We start from the raw sequence: 17,326 nt of genomic DNA on the forward strand, positions 1-17,326 counted from the left end.
TCCTATAATCATCGGACCGGTCAACCAGAGAAGCCTTGCGATGAACCCGATGTCCCAGAGCGCGGCTGCAAGCTGCCGTGAGCAGGCGCTTGCAGCGTGGCAGCGTGGCGATCTGGTGGCGGCCGAGCAGGCGTTCCGACGATTGCTCGAACGTTTGCCCGATGACGCGGAGGCGCTGCAATTCCTCGCCACCCGCGAACTGGCACAGGGGAATCCACAAAACGCCATCGCGTTGTTGCTCGCCGCGCACCACGCCCAACCCCGGGATGCCGCGGTGCTGCATCGGCTGGGCGAAGTGCAGATGCTGGCGGGCGATCTGCCCGCTGCGATCGACAGCTTGCGTGCAGGCCTGCAGATCGCGCCGGGAATGTTCGTCGCACGCCTGCGCCTGGGCGTGGCACTCGAGCAGCACGGCAGCGGGTACGACGCCATGCTGAGCTACCTCGCGGCGATTGACGTCGCGCAGGCACAGGGCCGCTGGCTCAGTGACGACACCACGGCGCCGGGGCTGCGCGATGCGGTAAAGCACGCCACCCGTTTCGTGGCTGCCGGCCGGCGCGAATTATTCGACGCCGTCATCGAGCCGCTGCGGCAGCGCTACGGACGGTCCGAACTGAGTCGTGTCGACCAGTGCCTGGCGATTTATCTCGGTGAGCAGGCCGCAGACTTGCCCGACCCGCGACAACGGCCAAAATTCCTTTACTTCCCGGGCGTTCCCAGTCGGACCTTCTATCCGCGCGAACGCTTCCCTGCGCACGCGCAGCTGGAGGCGGCGGTTGAAACGATCCGTGAGGAATTGCGGGCCGTGCTGGCACATGCGCAGGAGGCGTTGGTGCCCTTCCTTGGCGTCAACTCCAGTGAAGCCGTGGCCGGCGAACTGCTGGGCGCTTCGGGTACCCAGGAAGCCGCATGGGATGCTTTCTTCTTCTATCGACACGGCGTGCGCCATGACCAGCAATGCGCACGCTGCCCGCGCACCAGCGAACTGCTCGACTCGCTGCCGCTGGTGCGGGTTCGCGAGCATGCGCCGGAAACGCTGTACTCGGTGCTGCGTCCGGGCACGCACATCCTGCCGCACCGAGGCGTCACCAATACGCGATTGGTGACGCATCTGCCGCTGATCGTGCCGCCAGACTGCGCCTTGCGCGTAGGCGGAGAAACCCACGTATGGCAAGAAGGCCGCTGCGTCACCTTCGACGATACCTTTGAACACGAAGCGTGGAACCGCAGCGAGCGCGACCGCGTGGTGTTGATCCTGGACAGTTGGAACCCCGACCTCAGCGAGGCCGAACAGGCGGCGGTAGCCGATCTGGTTGCGGCCATTGGCGACTTCAACCGATCCACCACCACGGTACCCGTACCATCGGTGGCCGTCTGATCGAGGATTGGCGAATCGACGGCCAGATCGATCGCAAAGCTTGTATCTGGAATCGATTCTGGTAGTAATCTGCGGGCGGTTGCACGGCACCGACGATAAACGTCAGGTTGTGCAACCTGTACCCCGGGGGGGGACTCGACGTGTTCGAAGGCTGGGAACGGAAACCAACATTTACTGGGGAGACTCCATGAAATACGGCATGAATCACTTATCGCTGGCAGTGCGACTGGCATTGACCGCAGGCATTCTCGGTGTCGCAGGCGTCGCGCAGGCGCAGACACCGCAGACGGATACTCCGTCCTCGACCGACCAGAACACGCCGCCTTCCAAAAGCAACGCAAAGAACCTGCAGTCGGTCACGGTGACCGGCTCGCTGATCCGTCGAGTGGACGTCGAGACAGCCAGCCCGGTAGTGACGCTGGACCGCGCCGCCCTCAGCAACTCCGGCAAGCCGGTATTGGGTGATGTGCTGCAGGCGATGCCGAGCATCTCCGGCAACGCCACCAACCCCTCGAACAACAGCAATGGCGGCGGCGTGGCCAGTCCGCTGCTGGAAGCTGGCGATGGCGCCTCGCGCGTCTCGTTGCGTGGCCTGGGCATCAATCGCACCCTGGTGCTGGTCAACGGCCAGCGCATGTCCAATCCGGACCTCAACCTGATCCCGACGGAAATGATCGATCGGGTCGACGTGCTGGCCGAAGGCGCCTCGACGGTGTACGGCTCGGACGCCATCGGTGGCGTGGTCAACTTCATCCTGCGCAAAGATTTCCAGGGTGCCCAGATCAGCCTCAATGACGGCATCTCCAGCCACGGCGATGCCCAGCGCCACGGCTTCAACCTGACCGCAGGCGCCACGGGTGACAAATTCAGCATCACTGCCGGATTGGACTACAACAAGTACGACGCGGTGCTGGGCAAACGCCGCTCGTTCTCCAAGCAGCAGCTGTATCTGTCCAGCGGCTCGGTGGTGGCGGCCGGCTCCAGTTCCATTCCGACCGGTCGTATCCAGTTGCCGGCGTCGATTGCCAGTCAGTACGGCTGCACCATCAACAGCAGCGGCACCGCCAACGTGACTCTGGCGCAGGGCAACGGTTCGGCGCTGGGTGATTACCGTTGCCGGTTGGGCTCGGATACGTACAACTACGCGGCGCTCAACTACATCCAGACCGCGCAGAAGCGCACCAACGGCTTCGTGCTGGGCAGCTACGATTTCACCGACAACCTGACCGGCTTCGTGGATGCGTTCTACAACCACACGGTGTCGAGTGGCCAGGATGCACCGTCGCCGGTCGGTACGGGCGATGGCCTGATCATCTCCTCCAGCAATCCGATCAATCCGTTCGGCGTCACCTTCAGCCAGAACCCGGTGGCGGGCGACCCGAACAGCGGCTACAACTTCCAGACCCGCCTGACCGGTGCCGGCACGCGCGTGCACAGTTACACGACCGATACCAGTCAGGTCAACGCTGGCCTGCGCGGCAATTTCGGCCAGGATAGCAGTTGGATCTGGGATGCCTCGATCAATTACAGCCATACCAAACGCGATCAACGTGACACCAACGAGGTGGACATTCCGGCCTTGCAGGCTGCCGTGGATGGCGGCGCCAACATCTTCAACCAGGCCGATCCCGCGGTTGGTGCGAAGTTGAAGGAGGGCGTAAAGACACCGGTCTATCTGTTCACGCAATCGACCAAGCAAGCCCAGTTCGAAACCAGTGGGGAACTGTGGAACCTGCCGGCGGGTGCCATGCAGGTGTCGGCTGGCGTGCTGTATCGCAAGCAGTCCATGAATTACACGGTGAGTTCGTTTGCCGTACTCGACCCGGTAACCACCACCTGTCAGATCCTGCAAGAGGCCTGCGGCTCGCCCGGAAGCGGCAACTTCGACGTCAAGGAAGTCTATGCAGAAACGCTGATTCCCCTGCTGTCCGACCAGCCATGGGCTCACTCGTTGAATCTCGACATCGGCATTCGCTCGTCGAACTACAGCACCACCGGTACCACCACCAACGGCAAAATTGCCATCGAATGGCGACCCACCGCCGACCTGCTGTTCCGTGGCACCATCTCGCAAGTGTTCCGCGCGCCCAACCTGGATGAGCTCTACGACGGACGCACGCTGGTCCAGCCGAACCTCAACGATCCTTGTGTCGGACGTTCGGCCACCGAGCTGGCCGCACATGCGGCGGCCTGCCAGTACGTTCCGGTGAACTGGGCCGGCAACTCGCCCGCACAGGTCAACACGTTCTACTCCGGTGCCACTACCGTGGGCGCGACGCTGAAGCCGGAAAAGGGCAAGTCCGTCGACATCGGCCTGGTCTACGATCCGGACTGGCTGCCGGGCCTGTCGACCAGCCTCGACTTCTGGCATATCTACCTGTCAAACACGCTGACAGCGATCCAGGCCGACACCGTAGTCAGCTCCTGCTACAACAGCAGCAGCAGCCCGTACTGCTCGTTCATCCAGCGCGAGAACGCCAGCAGCCGGCAGCCAGGCCAGGTGTTCCTGATCAACACACCGGTGGTCAACCTGGGCAATACCAGCACCAGTGGCGTCGACTACACCTTGCGCTACAAGATTCCGCACTTCGACGTGGGCGGTTTCGACCCGGGCAACTTCCGCGCTGGCTTGAGCACCAGCTACACCTCCACCTACAAGAACAACGCCACGCCGGGTGAGCCGGGGGCGAAGACCATCAACTACGCGGGTACGTACAGCCAGCAGTTCGGCAACATCTCGCGCTTGCGCGGGACGGTCACGGTGAACTGGGAAAAGGGCAACTGGAATGCACAGTGGCAGTCACGCTACGTCAACTCGCTGACCGCACTCAACGCCGACGCCGCCATACCGGGCGTGAACATCCCGATGGCATCGGTGGTCTATCACTCGATCCAGCTGGGCTACGCGGTGCCCTCCATCCACACTCGCTTCGACATAGGCGTGGACAACCTGAGCAACAAGCTGCCGCCGCTGATCTACCAGAACGGTTCCAACTACAACGTGGATACCGCCACGTACGATGTGCTTGGACGCTATTACTGGGCACGGGCGACGATCAAGTTCTGATCTGTTGACCCAACAATCGAACTCCGGAATATCGGAGTGAATACCCAAGAGGGCCGCGAACTATCGCGGCCCTCTTGCATAATGGGTACTGGAAGACGACCGATGGAGAAGGCATGTCCACTGCGACGGATCTGGTCACGGCGATGCTCCAAGCCTGGCACGCCGGCGAGCCTGAGCAGGTCATTGCCATCGCCGGACAGGCCATGCCGTCATTGCAGCAAGATGAAGGCGCGCTCTCGCTGCTCGGCGTGGCCCAGCAGGCGACCGGCCGTTTGCAGCAAGCTGCCGCAACCTTCGGGCAACTGGCACAGTTGCAACCGTTGGTTTCCTCGCACTGGAACAACCTCGCCGTGGTCTGCCGGGAGGCGGGTGACCTGGGCGCAGCGGAACGGGCGCTGCTGACGGCCCTGTCGCTGGCGCCGAACGATGCCGAAGTTCACTACAACCTCGGCTTGCTCCGTACCCAGCAGCGACAATGGCTGCCAGCCAGGCAAAGTTTGCTGGACGCGGTGCAGTTGGCTCCACATTTCATCGAGGCCCGGCTGCAGGCCGCCTACGCCTGCCACGTCTGCGGCGACAATACGCAGCAGGAAGCATTGCTGATTGATGCCGGCCATTGGCCGCCGCAACCGGCCGAACAGGCGCTGGTGTTGTCAGCGATGTTGTCTGTTCAGGGCGACCTGGAATCCGCACTTCGCACGCTGGCACAGGCATCACTGCCGGCCGAGCCCGCAGCTGCGATCATGCGCCTGCGCATCGCCGCGCAGCGCGTCCTGTTGCACGAGCGGAACAATCAGGTCGAAGCAGCCCAGGCTGCGCTGCGGCATTTGCCACCGGCCACACTTGACGCCTTGCCGGCGCAGGCCGAACAGGCGCGTGCCGAGGGCTGGCGCGCACACGCCGTCATGGCGATGCGCGATGGCGCCTATGCCGAGGCGGCTGCGCAGTATCAACGCGCCCTGTCTGGCAACCACAATGAGGAAGGTCACGCCAGCGCCGCGTTTGGTCTTGGCGCGGCGCTTGACCGGCAAGGGCGCTACCCCGAAGCATGGGAGGCACTACGGCACGCACACGCCACCCAACTGGAAATTGCCCGCCACGTAGTGCCGGAACTGCTGGCCGCCGACAGCCGCCCGTTGCAGGTCACCGGCGGGTACCTCGGGCGTGACGTCCATGCTCCATGGAACAGCTTGACCTCGCCCGGCAGTCGACAGAGCCCGGTCTTCATAGTCGGCTTCCCTCGCTCCGGCACGACGTTGCTGGAACAGATGCTCGACGCCCACCCGGAGTTCCAGTCGATGGACGAGCGCGCCTATGTCCATGACCTCATCGAAAGCATGGAGCTGGTCGGCCAGCGTTACCCGGGGGATCTGTCAAAGCTGACGCAGCAAGATGTCGACCAGTTGCGTGGTGCTTATCAACGACTGGTCCAGCAGGTCGTGCGCGCTCTTGGAGACCGCTGCCTGGTCGACAAGAATCCGCTCAACATGCTGTGCCTGCCGATGATCATGCGGCTGTTTCCGAATGCACGCATCATCCTGTGCCTGCGCCATCCTTGTGACGTGTTGCTGAGCTGCAGCATGCAGCCGTTTCGTTCACCGGCGTTCATGGTGCTGTGTTCGTCGCTGCAACGACTGGCCGAGGGCTATGTAAACGCGTTCGAGCAGTGGCATCACGATGTCGAGGTATTCGCGCCAAACATACTGGAGTGGCGCTACGAATCGGTGGTCGAAGAGTTCGACAAGCAGGCCGCGCGACTGGGCGAGTTTCTGGAAATAAGCGACAGTTCGGCGCTGAAGCGCTTCGCCGAACATGCACGCAACAAACGTTTCATCAGCACGCCCAGCTACGCGCAGGTTACCGAAGGCGTCCATCGCAAGGCGGTCGGTCGCTGGCAGCACTACCGCGAGCAGTTCGAGCCGATCTTGCCTGTGCTGCAACCGTGGCTGGACCGGTTCGGCTACAGCGCATGAAAAGGGGCGACGCACGGCGCCGCCCCTTCGATACTCGCTGCTTTCAGCTTCTCAATGCGGCTGCGTGGCCGCCGGCGCCTTCGGTTGCGCAATCACCATGTTGGTGCCCGACAACTTGCCGCCATAGGGCAGCACTTCACTGGCCAGCTTCGGGTCGGCCTTGATCATGCCGACGGCGTCGAACAGGATGTGCGCCGTTTCGTTGAGCTGCACGTCCTTGGCCTTCTTCGCATCCTTTTCCTGCTTCAGCTCGGACTTCAGACTGCGCTCGTTCGCGTTGAGGCCGTCATCGAGGTTGCTGTCTGCGTCGGCAATCACCGCATCGGTGCCGTCGATCGCCTTGTGACGAGCGCGGAAGTCGTTCTGGATGGCCTCCATCTGCTTGCGCTCTTCTTCACGGGTGGCGAAGTTCAACGAGATCGAGGTCTTCGCGCGCATCGTGCGGTACTGCTTCAGTTCGTCCAGCATCAGCTTCCACGCCGGCGACTGCGCCACGCGGTCGGCATGCATCTTCTCGAGTTGCGGCAGATAGGCACCAAGATTCGCCACCACCTGGTAATCGGCGGGAGCAATCTGGGTCCACTTCAGCGCGTTCTCGTAGGTGGATTCGCCGAAGTCCTTGGCGTCGCCGTTCTGCGGAAACGCGATGTCCGGCGTCACACCCTTCAACTGGGTGGAACCGCCGTTGATGCGGAAGAATTCCTGGATGGTCATCTTCAGCTCGCCGAGCTGCGGTTTCTCGTCGTCACTCTGGGCGAAGCGATCCAGATTGACCAGGTTCTGCACGGTGCCCTTGCCGAAGGTCGGCTCACCGATGATCAGTCCACGATGGTAGTCCTGGATCGCCGCCGCAAAAATTTCCGACGCCGAGGCCGTGCCGCGGTTGACCAGCACGGCCAGCGGGCCGCTCCAGGCCATGCCTGCGTCATCATCGCCTTGTTGCTCGACCTGGCCTCGGGAGTCACGCACCTGCACCACCGGACCCTTGTCGATGAACAGGCCGGTCAGCGAGTTCGCCTCGGCCAGCGAACCGCCGCCGTTGTTGCGCAAATCAACCACCACGCCCTGCATGCCTTCCTGCTTCAACTCGCCAAGCAGCTTGGCCACGTCGCGGGTGGCGCTCTTGAAATTGGCGTCGCCGGCGCTGCGTGCGCCAAAGTCGGAGTAGAAGGTGGGCAGGTCGATCACGCCAATCTTGCGGGTAATGCCGCCGTCCTTGATCTCGACAATCTTCTTCTTCGCCGCCTGCTCCTCGATGCTGACTTTCTTGCGCACCAGCGTGACGATCTCGTGCTTGCCGTCCACGCCAGTGTCCGCCGGCAGGATTTCCAGCCGCACGGTGGTGTCCTTCTTGCCGCGAATACGGTTGACCACGTCATCCAGGCGCCAGCCGATCACGTCGACGATGGGGCCGGTATCGCCCTGACCGACACCGACAATGCGGTCGCCGACCTGGATCTTGCCGGACTTGCCGGCCGGACCGGCAGGCACCAGTTCGCGGATCTGCGTGTAGTCGTCGCGAGCTTGCAGCACTGCGCCAATACCTTCCAGCGACAACTTCATCGAGATGTCGAAATTCTCTGCCGCGCGTGGGCCGAGGTAATCGGTGTGCGGGTCAGTGGTTTCGGCGTACGACGTCATGAAGGTCTGGAATGCATCTTGACCATCGAGCTGCTTGATGCGCTCGATGTAGGCGGCATAGCGCTTGTCCAGCGTCTTGCGGATATCGTCATCTTTCTGGCCAGCCAGCTTAAGGCGCAGCCAGTCATTCATGGTGCGCTTGCGCCACAGGTCGTCCAGCTCGGCCTGGTCTTTCGGCCAGTCGGCGTGTTCGCGGTCGAAGGTGTAGCTCTGGTCGGCCGAAAAATCAAAGCCGTTTTTGAGCAGGCCGCGCGCGTAGGTCATCCGTTCGACCGCGCGCTGCACGTAGGCGTTGAAGATGGTGAACGGCCCGGACAGGTCCTGGTTCCAGATCGCGTCATCCAGCCTGGTTTTCATCGGCGCGAACTTGGCCATGTCGGCCTGGGTGAAGAACACCTTCTCGCTGTCGAGCAACTTGAAATAGGCGTTGTAGATGCGTGCCGACATCGCGTCGTCAAGCGGCTGTGCGTCGTAATGGAAACGAGTGAGGAAGCGTGCGGACAACTGCGCGGCCTGGGCTTCCTCAGGCGTCGAGGTCAGCGGCCAGGTGGCCGCCTTGCGTGGCTTGCCTGCGCCCATGTCGGCAGCGGACTGCGCGCAGGCGCCGGTGGCGGTAAGAGCTAGCAGCAGGAACAGCGCGGGACGAAATTTCATGGAGGCTCTCAAGCTGATTCGGTGACACCGGCTGCATGGGCCTGCAGGTCGGCGTGATAGGACGAACGTACCAGCGGACCGGAGGCAACGTGATGGAAACCCATCGCGTTGCCGGCTTCGCGCAAGCTGTCAAATTCTTCGGGAGTCCAGTAGCGCACCACCGGGTGATGATGCGGCGTGGGCTGCAGATACTGGCCGATGGTGATCATCTCGACGTCATGGGCGCGTAAATCGCGCATCGTCTCGAGCACCTGATCCATCGTTTCGCCCAGACCCAGCATGATGCCGGACTTGGTCGGCACCTCGGGATGCTGTGCCTTGAAGCGCTTGAGCAGGTCGAGCGACCACTGGTAGTCAGCGCCCGGGCGTACCTCGCGGTACAAGTGCGGCACGGTTTCCAGGTTGTGGTTGAACACGTCCGGCGGAAATTCTTTCAACACCTCCAGGGCGCGCTCCATGCGACCCTTGCCACGAAAATCCGGAGTCAGGATTTCGATGCGGATGTTGGGGCTGGCATGACGGGTGGCGCGGATGCAGGCAGCGAAATGTTCGGCGCCACCATCACGCAGGTCGTCGCGATCGACCGAGGTGATCACCACGTATTTCAGGCGCATGTCACGGATTGTCTCGGCCAGCCGCGCCGGCTCCAGCGCATCGGGCGGCAGCGGACGGCCATGGGCCACATCGCAGAACGAGCAACGGCGGGTGCACACCTCACCGAGGATCATGAAGGTCGCCGTGCCCTTGCTGAAGCATTCGTGGATGTTCGGGCAGGAAGCTTCCTCGCAGACCGTGACCAGCGCGTTCTCGCGCAGACGTGCCTTGAGCTGCTGCACCGCGTTGCCTTGCGGCAAGCGCACGCGAATCCACGATGGCTTGCGCAGGGTCGGCACGGCCGTGTCGAAACCAGCGCGGTTCAGCGCGATCTTGTCGTTGCCAAGCTGCTTCTCACCCGCCGGCGCATGGCCGACGACGGTGATCGGGATGACCTTGGTCGACGATGTGGATGATTCGCTCATGTAGAAAGCTCAGACCACCGCACGCGCGGGGAGTTCAGGTAAAAGGGAAGCGGCCGACTCGGCGACGAAACCAAACTGGCGACAGAACTGTTCGACCAGCTCATCCTCGACCGTGGCAAGGCTCGAAGGACCGCCCAAGTCTAGCAGTTGCGTGACCGCCAAACCCTTGTAGCCGCAAGGGTTGATGCGTTGAAACGGCTCCAGGTCCATGGCCACGTTGAAGGCCAGTCCGTGGAAACTGCAACCGCGGCGCACGCGCAAACCCAGCGCAGCGACCTTGGCCTCATCCACGTACACGCCGGGCGCACCTTCACGGCGCACGGCGGTGACATTCCAGTGCGCCAGCGTATCGATCAGCGTTTGTTCGATCCGGTTGACCAGCTCGCGCACGCCCACCCCGAGCCGGCGCAGGTCGATCAACGGATAACCCACGATCTGGCCCGGTCCGTGGTAAGTGACCTGGCCACCACGGTCGACCGGAATCACCGGGATGTCACCCGGCGCCAGCACGTGCTCCATCTTGCCGGCCTGACCCAGCGTGAACACCGGATCATGTTCCAGCAGCCACAACTCGTCGGGCGTGTCGGCGGTGCGGTTATCGGTGAACGCGCTCATCGCCTTCCAGGTTGCTGCATACGGCTGGCGACCGAGACGGCGGATTTTCAGCGGCAACGACATGGGAAACCTTGGAGAACGGGGAACGGGGAACGGGGAACGGGGAACGGGGAACGGGGAATAGCAGAAAACCTGGAAGCGGCAGGGTTGCGGCTATCGACCGGCCTGCTCGAAGCGCAGAGCAACACGTTTGCGATGCCCTGCACGTTCCCTGTTCCCTGTTCCCGCTTTTCAATACATCAATGCGTATAACGAATATCCGGATCACCGCGCAGCGCGTGGTGCGCGGCTTCGTATTGCTCGCGGTTCTCGCAGCGAAAACTCACCGTGACCGAAACGTAGTTGCCGGCGCCGGAGTGCCGGTGGCGCACACTTTCGTGCAGCACATGCAGACCGGCGCGTTCGAGCAACTGCGGCACATGGCTGGGCAGGTTGGCGCTGGAGTTGCCCACCGCCGTGATCTCGAACTCCCCAGGGAATTCGAAACCCTTGCCCTCTTCCTTCGCCTTGGTGAAGTCGATCGGCTGCATTACTTCGCGTCCGCGCTCTTGGCGGGTGCCGTGGCATCCGCCTTCTTGTCACTGTGGAACCACAGCATGATGCTGTCCCACAGGCGCGAGAAGAAACCGCCCTGCGGCGCGTCGGCCAGTGCCACCAGCGGCACGCTCTGCACCGGCTTGCCATCCAGGGTGATCCGCAACGTACCCACCTGCTGCCCCTTGGTGAACGGTGCCACCAGCGTGGCGGGAACATCCATGGTGGCCTTCAACTGGTCGTACTGGCCACGCTTGACGGTGACCTGCACGCTCTCGTTGACGCCCAACGGCAATTGATTGGACGCGCCCTTCCACAGCTTCGGCGTGGCCAGCGGCTTGCCGGCGTCGTACAACTTGTGGGTCTCGTAGAAACGGAAGCCGTAATTGAGCAAGGCCATCGCCGAATCGGCACGCGCCTTTTCGCTGCTGGCGCCCATCACGATAGCGATCATCCGCGACTCGCCCTGCTTGGCCGACGCCGCCAGGCAGTAGCCCGCCGCTGCGGTGTGGCCGGTCTTGATGCCGTCCACGCTGGGGTCGCGCCACAGCAAGGTGTTGCGGTTGTGCTGCTTGATCCCGTTCCACTCGAACTCCTTGACCGCGGAAATCGCATAGTCCTCGGGGAAGTCGTGGATCAGCGCGCGCGACAGGATCGCGATGTCGTGCGCGGTGGTGTAGTGGTTGGTGATCGGATAACCCGAAGCGTTCTCGAAGTTCGAGTTGACCATGCCGAGCTGCTTGGCATAGGCGTTCATCAGTGCCGCGAACGACGACTCGGAACCCGCGGTGTGCTCGGCCAGCGCGATCGCCGCGTCATTGCCGGACTGGATGATCATGCCGTACAGCAGGTCCTTCAGCGGCACCTGGCTGTTGAGTTTGAGGAAGCTGGTGGAACCATCCGTACCGGCACCGCCGCCACGCCATGCATTTTCGCTGATGGTCACCGGGTCGGTCATGTGGACCTTGCCGTTGGCGACCTCGGCCGAGACCACGTAGTCAGTCATGATCTTGGTGATCGATGCCGGCTCCAGGCGCATGTCGGGCTCCTTGCTGGCAAGGATTTGACCGGTCGCATAATCCATCAGCACCCAGCTTTTGCCGTCGACATCCGGCGGCGGCGGCACCGGCGCCTCGGGCACCACCGGCCGCGGCACCGGTGACGGGCGTGGCGGGGTCTGGGCGACGGCGACGCCGACCAGCAAGGTGACGGCGGCAAACGGAATAAGGGCGCGGCGGAAAAAATTCATCGTGTTGTTCAGTCCAATTTCTGGGTTTCGACGTTGCGGGCGTCGATGGAGATGGAAAAGGGGTGCGCAAATCCTGCTCAGTCTACCGCGACCTGCGGCCGGGGCAGACCCATACGTTCGATTCGGGCGCTGATCTCGTCAGCACGATCGACGCTGTCCAGCGGCCCGATCCGCACGCGATATACGTGGCGATCATTGCTCAACGCATCGCTGACCTGCACCGCGCCAAGCCTGGCCTCACGCAAACGCTGAGCCAGTCGATCGGCGTTGTTCGCATCGGAAAAGGCGCCAACCTGCAGAAAAATGCCCGGGTGTGAGCCTGTGACCGCGGGCGGCGGCGGCAGTTCCGTAGCCGCAGCGCCGGGGTCGATGCCCTGCACCTCAACCAGGCCGGTGCCCTTGGGATAGACGCCGATCTTCACTGCAGCGGCGTAGGACAAGTCAATCACCCGGTTGTCATGGAACGGACCACGATCGTTGACCCGCACGATCACGCTCTTGCCGGTTTCCAGATTGGTCACCCGCGCATAGCTGGGCAGCGGCAGCGTGGTGCTGGCGGCGCTGAACGCATACATGTCGTAGGTTTCCAGGCTGGACGTCTTGTAACCATGGAACTTGTTGCCGTAGAACGAGGCAATGCCGCGCTGCTTGTAGCCGCGCGCGCTGGGCAGCACGCGATAGGTGCGCCCGCGCACGGTGTACGGGGACTTGTTGCCATACAGCGAACGCGGCTCGACCTTCGGCACCGGCTCGACCAGCTTGCTCACATCCAGCGGCGGCGGAACGCTGTCCTGGCCGTCGCGGTAGCGACTGCTTTGTGGCTTGTTGAGGTCGTCGTTGAAGCGGTCGTCGCCGGTGCTCGCGGTCGAAGAAGACGAGGAAAGCACCCGCGCATGACTGTCGCGATGGCGTGGCCTGGTCTTGTGCCCACTGCAGCCGGCCAGCAGCAAGCCCGCGGCCAGCAAGGCCATCGCGCCGAGCAACTTCATCGCGCCGATTCCATCGGGCCCGCGCCGTCCGCGATAGCCTGCGCCAGCTGGTTCACCGCCATCGCATACAACGGACTGCGGTTGTAGCGAGTGATCACATAGAAATTCTGGAAGGTGAACCAGTATTCCGGCCCATTCGGACCTTCCAGCGTCTGCAAACTGGTGGACTCGGCCGGCGACAGTGGTTGCAACGGTGCGTAACCCCACGCTTCCAGTTGCTCCAGCGGCCACTGCGGCTTGGTGTCCTTCACCACCAGTGGCGTTGCGGCCGCATCCGGTTGCGCGCGCGCCGCCACCGGACCGCCAGTGACCCAGCCGTGCTGCACAAAGTAATTGGCCACGCTGGCGAAGATGTCCGGCAGCGAATTCTGCAGATCGATGTGGCCGTCATGGTCGGCATCCACCGCGAAGTCGCGAATGCTGGTGGGCATGAACTGACCCCAGCCCTGCGCGCCGGCGTACGAGCCGGTCAGTGTGTCGAGTGGGCCGGCCAGATGGTTGTCCGGCATGCTCAGCAGTTCCTTCAACTGCTCGCGAAAAAACTTCGCCCGTGGCGGGTAATACAGGCCCAGCGTGACCAGCGCATCGAGCACCTTGTACTTGCCGGTGTTGCGGCCGTAACTGGTTTCCACGCCGACGATGGCCACGATGTATTGGGGCGCCACGCCGTACTGCTTGCCGATCTGCTCGAGCAGCGCGCGATGCTGGCGGTAGAACGCCACGCCATCGTCGATGCGTTTGTCAGTGAGGAAGATCGGTCGGTAGTCTTTCCACGGCTTGCCTTCGGCCGGGCGACTGATCGCATCGAGGATGCTTTGCTGCTTTTTCGCGCCGTCGAGCAACGTATTCAACGCTGCCGCGCTCTTGCCGGTGTCGCGCGCCACTTCGCGCACCAGTTCGGACTGGCCTGGGTGGGTTTCCGCCAGTGCCGGCGTCAGCGAAATCACCCACAACAGGCTCAGGACGGCAAAAAAACGGGCCGGGCGCGGCGCGGGTGTGGCTGTCATGTGGTGGCTTCGCTCACAAATTTACGATGTCACCGAAAGCCTAACATGCACACACGCGCAACTTCAGGCGCGAGCATGGCGCAACGGTGGCCGCGTTCAGATGTGCGTCTTGCGATTTGCGTGAATCGACATCAGCACGCCGAAACCAGTCAGCAACGAAACCGCCGAGGTACCGCCGTAGCTGATCATCGGCATTGGCACGCCGACCACCGGCAACATGCCGGCGACCATGCCGCCGTTGACGAACACGTAGACGAAGAAGCTCATGCCGATCGCACCGGCGAGCAGGCGCGAATAAGTGTCGCGGGCCTCCATCGCGATCCACAGGCAGCGGCCGATGATGAACGCATACAACGCGACCAGCGCGATCACGCCAATCAGGCCGAACTCTTCGGAGAACACCGCGAAAATGAAGTCGGTGGTGTGCTCGGGCAGGAAATCCAGCCGCGACTGCGTGCTGTGTTGCCAGCCCTTGCCGAAGACGCCACCGGAACCCACCGCGATCTGCGACTGGATGATGTGCCAGCCGTTGCCGAGCGGGTCGGATTCCGGATTGAGCAAGGTCAGCACGCGATCGCGCTGGTACTGGTGCAGGAAATGCCAGCCAACCGGAATCATTCCGCCCACGGCACCGACCAGCAGACCAATGCGCCACCACGCCATGCCGGAGAGGAACAACGCGAACGCGCCGGCCGCCGTTACCAGTACGGCGGTACCCAGGTCGGGTTGCTCGGCAATCAGGCCGGCCGGAATCGCAATCAGCAGGCCGACCACGACAATATCTTTCCAGCCCGGCGGCAACTGTCGCGGGTGCAAATACCAGGCGACCATCATCGGCATCGTCAGCTTCAGCAGTTCGGACGGCTGAAACCGCATGAAGCCCAGGTCGAGCCAGCGAATCGAGCCGCGCCCTTCACCGAGGATCGCCACCACCACCAGCAAGGCGGTGCTGCCGGCATACAGCCACGGCGTCCAGCCACGCAACACCGCCGGCGGAATCCGCGACACGATCAGCAACAACACGCCGCCCAACACGAAGCGCGCCGCCTGACCGCCCACCAGCGCCAGGCTGCCGCTGCCGGCGCTGTACAAGGTGACCAGTCCCACCAAGGCCAGCACGAACAGACCGAATGCCAGCGGCATATCGATGCGGGGCCGGGTCAGGATGCGCCGCAGAAACCGCCGGCCACGCGCATGCATGGCGTTGATCATGGCGTCGCTCCGCTGGATGTGGATTCTGCCGGCAGGTCCTCGACCGGGTCGTCGATCGGCTCGCTGTTCTGCACATCCGTAGGCGCGACCACGGGTGGCGTGGTCGATGCCGGCAAACGCTTCGCATCGGGAATCACGCCACCGTGCGCGGCGAGCCACACATCAAGCATCTTACGGACAATCGGGCCAGTGGAATCCGCTCCCCACGCGCCGGACTCCAGGATCGCGGCTACGGCGATTTGCGGGTTGTCGGCCGGTGCATAGGCGACAAACCAGGCGCGGTGGCGCGAGGCAAGATAGGCCGTGTTTCGATTGGTGTCATACGCATCCGACTTGCGCGAATAGCGCTCGGCGGTGCCACTCTTGCCGGCCAATAGATACGGGAAACCGGCCGCCAATTTGCGGCCCGTGCCGCGGTCGCCGTAGATCACCAACTCCATGCCCTGGTTGACCGCATCCCAGTTCGCCGGATTGCGGATTACCGACGGCCCGGTCGGCGGGTTGCTCAGCGGTACCTGCGCGGTATTCACGCCACCTTGCGTCGCCATCGCCAGTCGCGGTGCATAGGGCACGCCATGACCGGCAAACGTGGCGATCGCGTGTGCCAGTTGCAGCGGCGTTACCGCCCAGTAGCCCTGGCCAATGCCGGCGATCACGGTCTCGCCCGGGTACCACGGTTCCTTCGAATTCGCCGCCTTCCACTGCCTGGACGGCAGCACCCCGGCAGACTCCCCGATCAAGTCAATGCCGGTGGGCCGACCAAAGCTGAACTTGTCCATGAAGGCACTGAGCCGATCGATACCCATGTCCAGCGCAAGCTTGTAAAAATAGGTGTTGACGGACATCTCGATCGCACGGGCGAGATCCACCGTGCCGACGCCGCCACGCTGGTCGTCGCGATACCCACGTGCCTGGCCGGGTAGGTAAAACACACCGGTGGAAAGTACCGTGTCGCTTGGCTTGCGCATGCCCGTCTCCAGGCCGGCCAGACCAATCAGCGGTTTCACCGTGGACCCTGGCGGATACACACCCCGCAGCGCACGGTTGTACAGCGGTTTGTCCGGGTCGTTGGTCAGCGCGGAGTAGTCTGTCTTGCTGATGCCATTGACGAACAGATTGGGATCGAACGTCGGCACGCTGACCATCGCCAGCACCTGGCCATTGCGTGGATCGATCGCCACCGCTGCACCAGGACGGCCTGCAAACGCTTCCTCGGCTGCCTTCTGCAGACGTACATCGATGCTGAGATAAAGGTTTTTGCCCGGCGTTGGCGCATGCGTTTCGAGCACGCGCTGGGTGCGGCCATCGGCGTTCACTTCCAGCAATTCGTAGCCCGGCGTGCCGTGCAGCACGTCCTCGTACGATCGCTCGATACCGCTGCGACCAACGTGGCTGGTGCCCTTGTAGCGGGCCGGATCAAGCCGGTCGACATCGTCGGCATCGATGCGGCCGACATAACCCACCACATGCGCGAACAATCCACCCAGGGGATAACGCCGAGTGAGGTAAGGGACAACATCCACGCCCGGGAAGCGCCAGCGGTTGACAGCGAAGCGGTCAATCTCGTCCTCGCTCAGGTGCATCTTCAGCGGCACGCTGTCAAAGCGGCGGCTCTGCTTGAGCTGCTTGCGGAACGCTTCCAGATCGTCCGGGTCCAGCGGCACCACATGGCCGAGCTGGGCCAGCAGGGCGGACATGTCCTTGACCTGTTCCGGCACCACTTCCAGCCGGAACGCCGGCACGTTGTCGGCCAGCAGTACGCCGTTACGATCGTAGATCAGTCCGCGCGCCGGCGGAATCGCACGCGGCTTGACGCGATTGTTCTGCGAGCGCGTGGCGAACTCTTCGTGATGGGTCACCTGCAGGAAAGCGAAGCGCACCAGCAACAGGCACAAACCCAGCACAATCAGCGCGAATGCCGCCAGCGCGCGCCGCCGGAACAGCAGGCTTTCACCGCGAGGGTCTTTCAGTGAGCGCCGAATTTTCAT

Annotated in this window: 12 protein-coding genes; 3 read left to right on the plus strand and 9 right to left on the minus strand. The window is 63.0% G+C overall.

All coding sequences use genetic code 11. From position 1 onward, the window contains the following. Positions 1-40 precede the first annotated feature (40 nt). The 3 genes from PY254_RS00080 to PY254_RS00090 all read left to right on the plus strand — a co-directional run bounded on the left by PY254_RS00080 (position 41) and on the right by PY254_RS00090 (position 6,418). Positions 41-1,378: an aspartyl/asparaginyl beta-hydroxylase domain-containing protein gene (locus tag PY254_RS00080; protein WP_345781820.1), complete on the plus strand. Its 1,338-nt coding sequence runs from the start codon at positions 41-43 to the stop codon at positions 1,376-1,378. A 199-nt stretch (positions 1,379-1,577) separates the two neighbouring features. Beyond that, positions 1,578-4,445: a TonB-dependent receptor domain-containing protein gene (locus PY254_RS00085; RefSeq protein WP_281013452.1), complete on the plus strand. Its 2,868-nt coding sequence runs from the start codon at positions 1,578-1,580 to the stop codon at positions 4,443-4,445. A 113-nt stretch (positions 4,446-4,558) separates the two neighbouring features. After that, positions 4,559-6,418: a tetratricopeptide repeat-containing sulfotransferase family protein gene (locus PY254_RS00090; protein ID WP_281013453.1), complete on the plus strand. Its 1,860-nt coding sequence runs from the start codon at positions 4,559-4,561 to the stop codon at positions 6,416-6,418. Positions 6,419-6,469: 51 nt separating this feature from the next. Here the strand turns inward: PY254_RS00090 and PY254_RS00095 are convergent, their stop codons facing one another. The 9 genes from PY254_RS00095 to mrdA form a co-directional block, all read right to left on the minus strand. Continuing rightward, positions 6,470-8,713 (minus strand): carboxy terminal-processing peptidase, encoded by a 2,244-nt coding sequence (locus PY254_RS00095; RefSeq protein WP_281013454.1) that lies wholly within the window; start codon positions 8,711-8,713, stop codon positions 6,470-6,472. A gap of 8 nt (positions 8,714-8,721) precedes the next feature. Next, on the minus strand, positions 8,722-9,732 hold the full coding sequence (gene lipA / locus PY254_RS00100) for a lipoyl synthase (protein WP_281013455.1): 1,011 nt from the start codon (positions 9,730-9,732) through the stop codon (positions 8,722-8,724). A 9-nt stretch (positions 9,733-9,741) separates the two neighbouring features. After that, positions 9,742-10,410 (minus strand): lipoyl(octanoyl) transferase LipB, encoded by a 669-nt coding sequence (gene lipB, locus PY254_RS00105; protein WP_281013456.1) that lies wholly within the window; start codon positions 10,408-10,410, stop codon positions 9,742-9,744. Between the two features lie 176 nt (positions 10,411-10,586). Further along, positions 10,587-10,877, minus strand: a complete 291-nt coding sequence (locus PY254_RS00110) for a YbeD family protein (protein WP_281013457.1) — start codon at positions 10,875-10,877, stop codon at positions 10,587-10,589. Further along, entirely contained in the window at positions 10,877-12,130 is a 1,254-nt protein-coding gene (locus tag PY254_RS00115; RefSeq protein ID WP_281013458.1) for a D-alanyl-D-alanine carboxypeptidase family protein, read from the minus strand. Before PY254_RS00115 ends, PY254_RS00110 begins: the two co-directional genes overlap by 1 nt. Positions 12,131-12,207: 77 nt before the next feature. Next, the gene (locus PY254_RS00120) at positions 12,208-13,119 is read right to left on the minus strand and encodes a septal ring lytic transglycosylase RlpA family protein (RefSeq protein WP_281013459.1); all 912 of its coding nucleotides are present in this window, start codon (positions 13,117-13,119) and stop codon (positions 12,208-12,210) included. Further along, positions 13,116-14,126 carry a lytic murein transglycosylase B gene (gene mltB, locus PY254_RS00125; protein ID WP_281013460.1) on the minus strand — a complete coding sequence of 337 codons (1,011 nt, stop codon included), beginning with the start codon at positions 14,124-14,126 and terminating at the stop codon, positions 13,116-13,118. The genes PY254_RS00120 and mltB overlap by 4 nt, the downstream gene beginning before the upstream one ends. A gap of 96 nt (positions 14,127-14,222) precedes the next feature. Beyond that, positions 14,223-15,338 (minus strand): rod shape-determining protein RodA, encoded by a 1,116-nt coding sequence (gene rodA, locus PY254_RS00130; protein WP_281013461.1) that lies wholly within the window; start codon positions 15,336-15,338, stop codon positions 14,223-14,225. Further along, on the minus strand, positions 15,335-17,326 hold the full coding sequence (gene mrdA / locus PY254_RS00135; protein ID WP_281013462.1) for a penicillin-binding protein 2: 1,992 nt from the start codon (positions 17,324-17,326) through the stop codon (positions 15,335-15,337). Before mrdA ends, rodA begins: the two co-directional genes overlap by 4 nt.

This window comes from Rhodanobacter sp. AS-Z3 (genome assembly GCF_029224025.1).
In the GTDB taxonomy this organism is placed as follows: Bacteria; Pseudomonadota; Gammaproteobacteria; order Xanthomonadales; family Rhodanobacteraceae; genus Rhodanobacter.

Bases quoted from the DNA above. Each gene is read 5' to 3' on its own strand.
- PY254_RS00080 (WP_345781820.1), top strand. From the start codon at position 41: ATGAACCCGATGTCCCAGAGCGCGGCTGCAAGCTGCCGTGAGCAGGCG.
- PY254_RS00085 (WP_281013452.1), top strand. From the start codon at position 1,578: ATGAATCACTTATCGCTGGCAGTGCGACTGGCATTGACCGCAGGCATT.
- PY254_RS00090 (WP_281013453.1), top strand. From the start codon at position 4,559: ATGTCCACTGCGACGGATCTGGTCACGGCGATGCTCCAAGCCTGGCAC.
- PY254_RS00095 (WP_281013454.1), bottom strand. From the start codon at position 8,713: ATGAAATTTCGTCCCGCGCTGTTCCTGCTGCTAGCTCTTACCGCCACC.
- lipA (WP_281013455.1), bottom strand. From the start codon at position 9,732: ATGAGCGAATCATCCACATCGTCGACCAAGGTCATCCCGATCACCGTC.
- lipB (WP_281013456.1), bottom strand. From the start codon at position 10,410: ATGTCGTTGCCGCTGAAAATCCGCCGTCTCGGTCGCCAGCCGTATGCA.
- PY254_RS00110 (WP_281013457.1), bottom strand. From the start codon at position 10,877: ATGCAGCCGATCGACTTCACCAAGGCGAAGGAAGAGGGCAAGGGTTTC.
- PY254_RS00115 (WP_281013458.1), bottom strand. From the start codon at position 12,130: ATGAATTTTTTCCGCCGCGCCCTTATTCCGTTTGCCGCCGTCACCTTG.
- PY254_RS00120 (WP_281013459.1), bottom strand. From the start codon at position 13,119: ATGAAGTTGCTCGGCGCGATGGCCTTGCTGGCCGCGGGCTTGCTGCTG.
- mltB (WP_281013460.1), bottom strand. From the start codon at position 14,126: ATGACAGCCACACCCGCGCCGCGCCCGGCCCGTTTTTTTGCCGTCCTG.
- rodA (WP_281013461.1), bottom strand. From the start codon at position 15,338: ATGATCAACGCCATGCATGCGCGTGGCCGGCGGTTTCTGCGGCGCATC.
- mrdA (WP_281013462.1), bottom strand. From the start codon at position 17,326: ATGAAAATTCGGCGCTCACTGAAAGACCCTCGCGGTGAAAGCCTGCTG.